Annotated in this window: 1 protein-coding gene; it reads right to left on the bottom strand. The window is 58.4% G+C overall.

Annotated elements, in window-relative coordinates:
- Positions 1–119 precede the first annotated feature (119 nt).
- Positions 120–2,897 (bottom strand): PKD domain-containing protein, encoded by a 2,778-nt coding sequence (locus tag AB1772_13240; protein MEW5797304.1) that lies wholly within the window; start codon positions 2,895–2,897, stop codon positions 120–122.
- Between the last annotated feature and the right edge of the window lie 465 nt (positions 2,898–3,362).

The following is a 3,362-nucleotide window of genomic DNA, read 5'->3' as shown; positions in this document are numbered from 1 at the left end:
CGCTCATAGTTTCGGCGGAATATAGCGCGGGACAGGACGCGCGTGAAGCGCAAACATTCAAGCGGCGCCGGCCAGGTTCGGCCGGCGCCACGTTCAGTGCTTCTGAGGGGCGACGCTGCCTACAGGCAATCTGCCAGCCCAAGTGACGCGCCGGTTATGAAGAGGTAGTCGATCAGGGTCGTGATGTCACCGATTGTGATGTCTTCCGGCTGCGGATTGTCGCCGCCCGACTGGTTGATATCCGCCTCAGCCAGGCAGGGAATGACTCCGAAATCGCCTCCGATAAACAGCGCATCGATCATCGTTGTGACATCGCCGATGGTCGGCTCGTCCTCGCCGCTGCCGTTGGCATCGCCGACACGATCGGCGCAGCAGCCGTAGTTGATCGTCCGAATAACGGGACCCGCTTCGGGCGCCATGAGCCAGGCATTGTAATCAAACCGAATCCATGCGGTGTTCTTGATTTCGGTTCCCTGGGGTAATCCTGCCTTGGGCGAGATGGAATAGTGGAAATACCCCTCGCCTTCGGGCGGGTCGACGTTAGGCGGCAGCATGATGTTGTCACAGAACCAGGTGATGATGCCTTTCTGGGCGTCAAAGCTCCAGTCGCAGGGAGTTGGATGGCTCATCTCGCCGATCGCCAGCGTACTCCAGTCAAGATTGGGATCAAGCGTGTCCACGACCCGGACGTAAATCGCCTCAGCGGTTGCCTCGGGCTTATTCTCGAACTGAATCAGATAGGCCACACGCTGGTCGCTCGCGATCTTTTGATCAACGCCCTCACCCGCGGGTGTGGCGCTCTTGTCATTGGGATCGATTGAGCCGACAACCTCGAACTGCATAATTGCATAGTTGTTCGCCATGTTTATGTCGCTGGTGGTTGAAGTCAGCCACATTTCACAGGTTAGCCACTCGCCAATGGGCACGAATTCGGGCACATAAGTCCTGACCACAATGTAACCGCCATACCACGGCGACGGGTCAATGGTTTGCAGCGGGATCACAATGTCTGGTCCGTCAAAACCATATCCTGTAAATGTTCCCGTGCCGCCGTTAGCCGATGAGTATTGGGGCCACATGTCAACGAGGCTGACCTGGCCGGGCAGGCGCACGCGCATTTCGCTGCCAAGGGCGGGGTTGGTTCCGACATTAGTCCAAACGAAATAATAATAAAGGAAGAAACCGGGGCGGGCTCCGCCGGAATAAACTTCCGCGAACAGATCTGTGAACGGCTGGTCCACGCGGACATACCCCAGCTTCAGGCACTCGTCCTGGAAGAACCCGTCGTTGACGGTCAGCCTCACATCGTACTGCCCGATCTCGGCATACAAGTGACTCGGATGCTGCATCGTGCTGGTCTGGCCGTCACCGAACTCCCAATACCAACTAATGGGTGAACCGGCCGAGTGATCAGTAAACTGTACCGAAAGCGGGGCTACACCCGCGGTCGGCTGAGCAAGGAAGGCGGCATCTATATTGGACACCTTGATGTATTGCGTCTTGACATGCGTGTCCTGCTGATCGCAGCCGTCGAGGAGCAAACGCGCGGTCAAAGTCACGTCGTATCTGCCGACCGAGGTGTACACGTGAATGGGATTCCGCTCGACACTGGTTTGGCCGTCACCGAAGTCCCAGAGGTAGTCATTGGCCGCACCACTAAGAAGCGGCTCGAACATGACTGCTTGACCAGGTTGGATATCTGTCGGGTAGCCGACAAAGTCGGCAACCAGCCCCACCTGGGTCGTGATATATTCGGCTTTGGTGAGGTTATCCGTCAGCACGCCGTCCGAGATTTCCAGAGTGACGTCATACACGCCCACTTCGGCGTACTCATAGGTGGGATTCTGCTCTGTGCTGTTGTTGCCGTCGCCGAAATCCCAATACCAGCTCGTGATCGTAGTAGCCGGGATCGATTCATCGGTAAACGACACGGTCAGCGGCGCCCCACCGCAGCGAGGGGTCGCGGAGAACCTGACCTCACCCGGATCACAGACATCGCCAAGCCCGTCACCGTCGATGTCTGACTGCGACGCGTTTGCGTGATCTGGGCAGTTATCGCATGCGTCACCGACACCGTCGCCATCGCCGTCGGACTGCGACGGATTGTACCGCATCCAGCAGTTGTCACAGATGTCGCCGCGGCCGTCACCGTCGCGATCGGCCTGTCCGGGGTTAGGTTGCGGGCAGTTGTCGCACGCATCGCCCGCGCCGTCGCCGTCAGTATCCGTCTGGGCGGCGTTGGCGTCATCGGGGCAATTGTCGCAGAGCGAGCCGATCGCGTCCTCATCGGGGTCGTCGCCGCAATCGATTATCTCATAGCAGTGCGGACCGCTCCACTGCGGCCTGAACGATTCCGAGCCGACCACACTGGCCCACTCCCACTTGGCTCCGTGACGCGAGAAACTGGAATCTACGCAGATGGTACGGCCGGTGCTGCCCGCGGCGAGCGTCGTCTTGATGCGCAGTACATCCTGATCGTACCCGATCGGAACGCCCTCGCTGAGCGACATGGCGATTCCGACCACGCCGACCGAGTCCGAACCCGGGCCGTCCCACTGGTAGAGGAAAAAGGCCAGGGGAAACAGAGGCGGAAGCACGCCGGGTATCGCCTCAATTGCTGTCCCAGAGTAGACAGCGCCATCAGGGGAATAAAGCCGCCAGCCGTTGGAGATGCTGTACGGCGAGGTGTTGGTTGGCGGAGTGGCAAAATGGACCACGAACGAGACTTCGCCCGCCTGCAGCTTGCCGGCGTTGGGCCCGTGCTGTAGCATGCCCTCGACTCCTGACAAGCTGACATATCCGGTGCCCGCCAGCCCGGGAATTGCGCCCAACAGGGTGATCAGCACGCATACAAGGCCGATCACTCCAGGGCGCTTCTGACGATAACAGCTACTCATGGTATATTCTCCTGTTCTCGGTTAAAGGAATGTAGTGTTTGCACGGAAATGGCCCCGCTGCCATGGAGTAGACAGTCAGTGGCGCAGGCGCTCCCCGGTCGCTTGAAAGAGTAGTATGCGCCAACCACTTTCGAACCATCATCGCTGTCCTGATGTCGCAGGACGGTTACATTGTGGCACCGGCCATAAAGGCCGTCAGGGGCATTGATGCGTATCGAGAAAAGATCGTGATCTGGACCAATTATGCGCCGTTATTCGGACCGTGTCAAGCGTTTTCTGCTGTTACGCATGAGATTATCCACAGCCGACGCGATCCTGCGCCTTGCCGAGCGAGGAGTTTTATATCGTTGCCATAACGGTCCAGTCAGATATATTTCAGGCAGGAGGTAACCGCCGTGACCTCGATAGAAGCCATCATCAACAGGCAGCTTCTCAAGTGGGAACTCGAGAAGACCGAAACCCAAC

The sequence above is a fragment of the Candidatus Zixiibacteriota bacterium genome (genome assembly GCA_040752815.1).
GTDB lineage: Bacteria > Zixibacteria > MSB-5A5 > GN15 > FEB-12 > JAGGTI01.
Note: the sequence above shows the minus strand (reverse complement) of the source record. Positions and strands in the feature narration are given on the sequence as shown.

Excerpts from the sequence above, each read along its gene's own strand:
- AB1772_13240 (MEW5797304.1), bottom strand. The coding sequence starts at position 2,897 with ATGAGTAGCTGTTATCGTCAGAAGCGCCCTGGAGTGATCGGCCTTGTA.